This window comes from Pseudomonas sp. Colony2 (genome assembly GCF_019382755.1).
Lineage (GTDB): Bacteria > Pseudomonadota > Gammaproteobacteria > Pseudomonadales > Pseudomonadaceae > Aquipseudomonas.
In genome coordinates this window covers 2,158,933-2,165,244 of the sequence record NZ_CP080030.1, presented here as the reverse complement: position 1 = coordinate 2,165,244, position 6,312 = coordinate 2,158,933, and the positions used below count along the sequence as shown (strand labels likewise).

The 6,312-nt window shown below is 62.8% G+C and carries 7 protein-coding genes; 3 read left to right on the top strand and 4 right to left on the bottom strand.

Translation table 11 applies throughout. The features are described 5' to 3' along the window. The coding region (locus JV201_RS09385) for a type 1 fimbrial protein (protein ID WP_219406792.1) at positions 1–280 on the bottom strand (280 nt) is incomplete at its 3' end. A gap of 112 nt (positions 281–392) precedes the next feature. Further along, on the bottom strand, positions 393–1,616 hold the full coding sequence (locus JV201_RS09380; RefSeq protein ID WP_219406791.1) for an MFS transporter: 1,224 nt from the start codon (positions 1,614–1,616) through the stop codon (positions 393–395). Positions 1,617–1,740: 124 nt separating this feature from the next. Here JV201_RS09380 and JV201_RS09375 point away from each other — a divergent pair, with 124 nt between their 5' ends. Further along, complete coding sequence (locus JV201_RS09375) at positions 1,741–2,445, top strand: TetR/AcrR family transcriptional regulator (protein WP_102368481.1); 705 nt, start codon at positions 1,741–1,743, stop codon at positions 2,443–2,445. Here the strand turns inward: JV201_RS09375 and JV201_RS09370 are convergent. Further along, on the bottom strand, positions 2,348–3,271 hold the full coding sequence (locus JV201_RS09370) for a LysR family transcriptional regulator (protein WP_008433275.1): 924 nt from the start codon (positions 3,269–3,271) through the stop codon (positions 2,348–2,350). The two genes, JV201_RS09375 and JV201_RS09370, sit on opposite strands and share 98 nt — an antisense overlap. A 51-nt stretch (positions 3,272–3,322) precedes the next feature. Continuing rightward, positions 3,323–4,219 carry a LysR family transcriptional regulator gene (locus JV201_RS09365; protein WP_008433274.1) on the bottom strand — a complete coding sequence of 299 codons (897 nt, stop codon included), beginning with the start codon at positions 4,217–4,219 and terminating at the stop codon, positions 3,323–3,325. Between the two features lie 117 nt (positions 4,220–4,336). On the opposite strand from JV201_RS09365, the gene JV201_RS09360 reads away from it, so the two are divergent. Further along, entirely contained in the window at positions 4,337–5,002 is a 666-nt protein-coding gene (locus tag JV201_RS09360) for an RraA family protein (RefSeq protein WP_003207901.1), read from the top strand. A gap of 11 nt (positions 5,003–5,013) precedes the next feature. Next, complete coding sequence (locus JV201_RS09355) at positions 5,014–6,222, top strand: pyridoxal phosphate-dependent aminotransferase (RefSeq protein ID WP_003207899.1); 1,209 nt, start codon at positions 5,014–5,016, stop codon at positions 6,220–6,222. Positions 6,223–6,312: the final 90 nt, after the last annotated feature.

Genomic DNA, 6,312 nt, shown 5'->3' with positions numbered 1-6,312 from the left:
CACTGTCGGCGACCAGTTTCACGCTGACGGCGCTGTGATCAAGGGCAGTGACCGAGCTCACAGGTTCCACGTTACGGACGCTGATGGCGCTGCCGCGTGCGGACGTAGGGCAATTGTTGAGTTTCATCCCGTTGGCCACGGCGAGCGGTGTGCAAGACGCTTCGACGATGCTGCCGTGAAACGAGATGACTCCCTGCCCCACCGGGCTCGCGGCCATGCAGGCACCGGACAGGCTGAACAACAGGCCAATATGGATTGCAGACATTCTCTTGATGCGCATGCCGATACTCCCGGGGGTGATAAAGCCTATGCCCCGGGATATCGGCCGAGCAGCAGGTTATTTTAAGATTTGTCTGATGTTAGAAGCGGTTTTTCCAAAGACTTTGGAAATATCAGTGCCCGCCAACCACAGGTTTACCGTGGGCCCGGTGCCCCGGCTTGAAGCCATGGAGTCGCGCGCACCACACAATCGCGAAGCCCACCGCCAGCAACACCAACATTGCCCAGGGGAAAGACGCCACGCCCCAGGTATCCAGCAACACGCCACCCACCACGCCGCTTCCGGCAATCGCGCTGTTCCATGCCACCACGTTCAGCGACAGTGCCACGTCCGCTCCATCGCCTGCCGCATCCGCCAGTGCGGTTTGCAGCAACGTCGCAGCGCCGCCAAAACTCAAGCCCCACACCGCCACGCCGAGGTAAATAACGCCCGGCACCTGCGCCAGAAAACCAAACGCCAAACACGTCGCCGCAAAGCCCGCCAGGCTGACCAGCACCGTCTTGCGCAACGCCACATCCACCAACCGGGCAGTCACCCAAATCCCGAGCAGCGCCGCTATACCAAACACCAACAACACCAGATCCACACGGTCCACCAAGCCCGCCGGGGCCACAAACGGCGCGATGTAGGTATAGAGAATGTTGTGGGCGAGCATCCATGAGATCACCACCGCCAGCACTGGCCGTACGCCCGGCGTGGTCAGCACCTTGCGCAACGGCATGCGCTGATGGGCCGACTGGCCGGGATAATCCGGCACTTTCACCAGCACCCAGACAATCAGCACCAGGGTCAGTGCCGACATGATCCCGAACGTGGTGCGCCAGCCCACCAGCCCACCCAGCCAGGTGCCCAGCGGTACGCCGAGTGACAGGGCAATCGGCGTTCCTACCATGGCCAGCGCCAACGCCTTGCCCTGCTGATGTGGCTCAACCATGCGCCGCGCGTAGCCGGCCAACAAACTCCAGGCCAGCCCCGCCGCCATCCCGGCGAGGAACCGCGCCAACAGCGTCAGCCCGTAGTGGGAGGACAGCGCCGTGATGGAGTTGAACAGCAGAAAACCGACGATGGTCAGCAGCAGCACATTGCGTCGCCGCCAGCCGCGAGTCGCGATGGTCAGCGGGATCACCGCCAGCACCGAGCCCAGCGCATACGCGGTGACCATCTGCCCGGCCATGGAGGCTGAAACTCCCAGCCCATCGCTGATCAGCGGCAACAGGCCCGCCGGCAGGGTTTCGGTGACGATGCAGATGAAACCGGTCATGGCCAGGGCGAGCAAGGCGCCGAAGGGCAAGCGGTCGGGAACGGCGTCTGCCGATAAGGTGGTTGAGGGGGTCACAGGGAAACTCCTTGAGCGAGAGGACTTAAATACCGATCGATATAAATGTTGGGCGCCCCACGCAGCGTTGTCAACGACTTATGTATCGACTAGTATTTATCTCATCACCCAAGAGGATTTCCACATGGCGCAGATGGGCCGCCCCCGCACCTTCGACCGCGACCAGGCCGTGGAACAAGCCATGCACCTGTTCTGGCAGCACGGTTACGACGCGACGTCCCTGAGCCAGTTGAAAGCCGGATTGGGCGGCGGCATCTCCGCGCCGAGTTTCTACGCGGCGTTCGGCTCCAAGGACGCGCTGTTCCAGGAGTGCGTGCAGCGTTATCTGGCGACGTTCGCCCAGGTCACCGAATGCCTGTGGGATGACAGCCTGCCACCGCGCCAGGCCATCGAGACGGCGTTGCGCCAATCGGCACGCATGCAGTGTGAAGAGGGGCATCCCAAAGGCTGCATGGTAGCCCTGGGCGTGATGAGCGCGCCCTCCCCCGAGAACGCACAAGTCACCCATGGGCTGACCCATTCGCGAGAGCGCACACGGGCGGGCATCGTGCATTGTGTCGAGCGCGGCATCCGGGCGGGCCAGTTACCCTCCGAGACCAACGCCCGTGCCATGGCCACGGTCTACGACAGTTTTCTGCAAGGCGTGTCGATCCTGGCCCGGGATGGCGTCGACGCTGATGCCATCGATACTGCCATTGGCCAACTGATGCTGACCTGGGACTTATCCGCCGCTACAGCGCCGCCCATTCGGCGCGATGCTCCAGCAGAAAATCCACAAACGCCCGCACCCGATGGGGCACATAGCGGCCGTGGGGATACAGCAAGGTAAACGGCCGTGATCGCCCGCCGTAAGGCTGTAAGACCTCTACCAGGCTGCCGTTGGCCAACTCCTCCTCGACGATGAACTTGTAGGTCTGGAATAACCCCGCGCCGTGCTTGGCCAGGGTTACGCCACCCAGCACATCGTCAGAGCAGCTGTAGCCTGCTTCCCCGGCAAACTCCCGCTCCTTGCCGTCCACCTGGAACAGCCAGGAAATGCGTCGCCCGTTGCTCGGCAATTCGTACTGGATGCACTCGTGGTTCGGCAAATCCTCCAGGGCCTGGGGCGTGCCGGCACGCTTCAGGTATGACGGCGTCGCGACCACCACCAGCCTGGCGTCTTCCAGCAACCGCGCAATCAGCGTCGAGTCCGGCTGGGCCCGCACGCGAATGGCCAGGTCATAACCTTCGGCGACGAAATCGATGTTGCGGTTGCTGATGTGGATATCCACGCTGACTTGCGGGTACAGCGCACGGAATTTCGGCAGCAGCGGCAGGATCCGGTGATGGCCGTAGGTGGTCGGGATGCTGATGCGCAACAGCCCGGACGGCACCGATTGCGCGCCCATCATTTCCTGCTGGGCTTCCACCAGTTGCGTCAGCGCCTGGCGGCATTGCTCGAAAAATGTCCGGCCGCCATCGGTCAGGCGGATGCTGCGGGTGGTGCGCACAAACAGCCGGGAGCCCAGGCGCTCTTCCAACCGCGAGATGCTGCGGCTCACCGCCGCCGGGGTCACGCCTGCCACCTGGGCGGCGGCGGTAAAGCTGCTGGCCTCGGCGGCCAGGCAGAACAGCTCGATGCTGCCCAGCTGCAAATCTTCGAAATGGCGTTTCATGATGGATTACACCGGGTAGGTCTTTAAGGACTCGCTCACTGCTTCGAAAAACTAAAACAACAACCGCGAAAAATCACAACACTGCACCGCCAATTGCGCCACATTCTGGTTCAAGCCAAACTGCCGATCCCCGCGATGCAACGCCACATACCCAACCCTCGGTAGCGCCGGTTCCGTCACCAGCGCGCGCAGCTCCCCGCGCTCGATCAAATGCGACAAACACCCCTTGGGCAAATAACTCACCCCCACCCCCGACAGCGCCAGCCCGACCTGCACCAACAGGTTATGACTGGTCAACTTGCGCGGCATCTGCACAGCATGCGCTGCCAACCAGCGCTCATAAATCAGCCCCGTCCCCGAGTGCGAACCCTGGGTCAACACCGTATACCCGGCCAATGCCTCAAGCCCCACCGGATCAGCCTCGCTGACCAACCCCGGTGCGCACATCCAGGCGTTTTCCACACTGCCCAGCGGCGTACTCAGGAAGCGCGAATCACTGTAGGCATCAGGCACGATCACCAGGTCCAGCTCATCACTCTCCAGCTTGCGAAACAGCTCACTGCTCAACTCCACCGACGGCTCGATCTGCACCTTGGGATAGGCCTCGCGCAACGCCTCCACCAGCGCCGGCAACCAGGTGAAAGCCGTCAATTCCGTCACCCCCAGGCGAAACCTGCGCACCAGCACTTCACGGGTGCTGACCCGCTCCAGCATGTAGTCACGACGCTCCAGCAGGTCCTTGGCGTAGTCGAGCAACTCGGCGCCCTTTTCCGTCAACCGCGCATTGCGTTTGCTGCGGTCGAAAATCTCCACATCGAAGGTTTCTTCCAACTCCTGGATGCGCTTGGAAATCGCCGACTGCGACATGTTCAGCTTGTTCGCCGCGGCCTCGAAACTGCCCAGCTCGGCAATCCAGTACAACGCGTCGATTTGCTTGAACGTGATCATCGGCCACCTCCCATGAGAAAAATCGATCCTATCAGATAATAAAATATCGCTAAAACTGTATGTTCATCACTCCTAAGATCTAGCCACAGACCCATAAGATCAATCGGAGTTACAGCCATGTCCTTGCCCGGTTCCCGCATCCTCCCCAACCCACCTCTGGCTTGCGCCGAAGTGCTTGAAGCCTTCACTCACGTGGTCACCCCGCACATCAGCGACAACCTCGGCCGGCACATCGGCGCCCGTGGGCTGAACCGCTACAACCGCACCGGCAAGCTGGTGGGCACCGCGCTCACGGTGAAAACCCGCCCCGGCGACAACCTGCTGATCTACAAGGCCTTGAGCATGCTGGAGCCGGGCCACGTGCTGGTGGTGGACGCCCAGGGCGACACCAACAACGCGGTGATCGGCGAACTGGTCAAGCTCTACGCCCAGCAACGCGGCTGCGTGGGGTTTGTGATTGACGGGGCGATTCGCGATGTCGCGAGCTTCGAGGACACCCCTTGCTACGCCCGCAGCGTGGTGCATTGCGGCCCCTACAAGACCGGCCCGGGCGAGGTGAATGTGCCGGTGTCCATCGGCGGCATGCTGATCAACCCGGGGGATGTGCTGGTGGGTGACGAAGACGGCCTGGTCGCCTTCTCCCAGGCCGACGCCGCCGAAGTGCTGCGCAAGGCCGCGCAACACGCGGCCCATGAAGAGCAAGTCAAAGCCGAAATCGCCAGCGGTGCGGTGCGCCAGAGCTGGATCGACAAGGTGTTGCAACAGGCCGGCCTGGCAGGCTGAGGGGAGTCATCATGAGCACTGCCTTTCTGTCCGACCGGGTGCTGGGCATCGCGCCCTCCCCGAGCATCGCCGCCAATGCACTGGTCAGCGAACTGCGCGCCCAGGGCCGGGACATCGTCAACTTCACCGTGGGCGAGCCGGACTTCGATACACCCGCGCATATCCTCGAAGCAGCCAGCGCCGCGATGCACGGTGGCGACACCCACTACACCGCCACCAGCGGCACCCTCGCCCTGCGCCAGGCGATCTGCCTCAAGCTCAAGCGCGATAACCAGCTGGACTATGGGCTGGACGAAGTGATTGCCGGGTGCGGTGGCAAGCACATCATTTATCACGCCCTGGCGGCGACCCTGAATCGCGGCGACGAAGTCATCGTGCACACGCCGTATTGGGTGTCGTACCCGGACATCGCACGGCTGAATGACGCGACGCCGGTGATCATTCCCGGCGACGAGTCACTGGGGTTCAAACTGTCGCCCCAGGCCCTGGAACAAGCGATCACCCCGCGCAGTAAATGGGTGATCCTCAACAGCCCGAACAACCCCAGCGGCGCGGTGTACAACGAGGCCGAACTGCTGGCCCTGGCCGCGGTGCTGCGGCGCCATCCCCATGTGCTGATCATGGCGGACGAGATCTACGAGCACTTCGTCTACGACGATGCCCGCCACGTTTCCCTGACCCGACTCGCACCGGACCTGAAGCCGCGCACGCTGATCGTCAACGGCGCCTCCAAGGGCTACGCCATGACCGGCTGGCGCCTGGGTTTCGGTGCCGGTCCGGCCTGGTTGATCGCGGCCATTGCCAAGCTGCTTTCGCAAACCACCACCTGCCCCAGTTCCCTCAGCCAGGCTGCCGCAGTTGCCGCCTTCGCTGGCGACCAGGCGCCCATCGCCGGGATGCGCGAGGTGTACCAGCAACGCCGCGAACGCATGCTGGGCCTGCTCGAAGACATTCCCGGCGTGAGCTTCACGCCACCGGATGGCGCGTTCTACGTGTTCGCCAACGTCGCCGGGCTGATGGGCAAGACCACCGCCCACGGCGAGCGGATCGACAGTGACACCCAACTGGCCGAGCACCTGCTGCGGGAACACGGCCTGGCCACCGTAAGCGGCGCGGCGTACGGCATGTCGCCGTATATCCGCCTGTCTTTCGCCAGCTCGCTTGACGTGATTGAAGAAGGTTGCCGTCGCCTGAATGAAGCGTGCCATCGATTGCGCTGACGGATTCCCGCCCCACCCGGCGGCCAGGGATGGCCGCTCATTGACTGCCTAGAACAACACTCATAATCATTGATATAAATGAGGCATTCC

Excerpts from the sequence above, each read along its gene's own strand:
- JV201_RS09375 (WP_102368481.1), top strand. The coding sequence starts at position 1,741 with ATGGCGCAGATGGGCCGCCCCCGCACCTTCGACCGCGACCAGGCCGTG.
- JV201_RS09370 (WP_008433275.1), bottom strand. The coding sequence starts at position 3,271 with ATGAAACGCCATTTCGAAGATTTGCAGCTGGGCAGCATCGAGCTGTTC.
- JV201_RS09365 (WP_008433274.1), bottom strand. The coding sequence starts at position 4,219 with ATGATCACGTTCAAGCAAATCGACGCGTTGTACTGGATTGCCGAGCTG.
- JV201_RS09360 (WP_003207901.1), top strand. The coding sequence starts at position 4,337 with ATGTCCTTGCCCGGTTCCCGCATCCTCCCCAACCCACCTCTGGCTTGC.
- JV201_RS09355 (WP_003207899.1), top strand. The coding sequence starts at position 5,014 with ATGAGCACTGCCTTTCTGTCCGACCGGGTGCTGGGCATCGCGCCCTCC.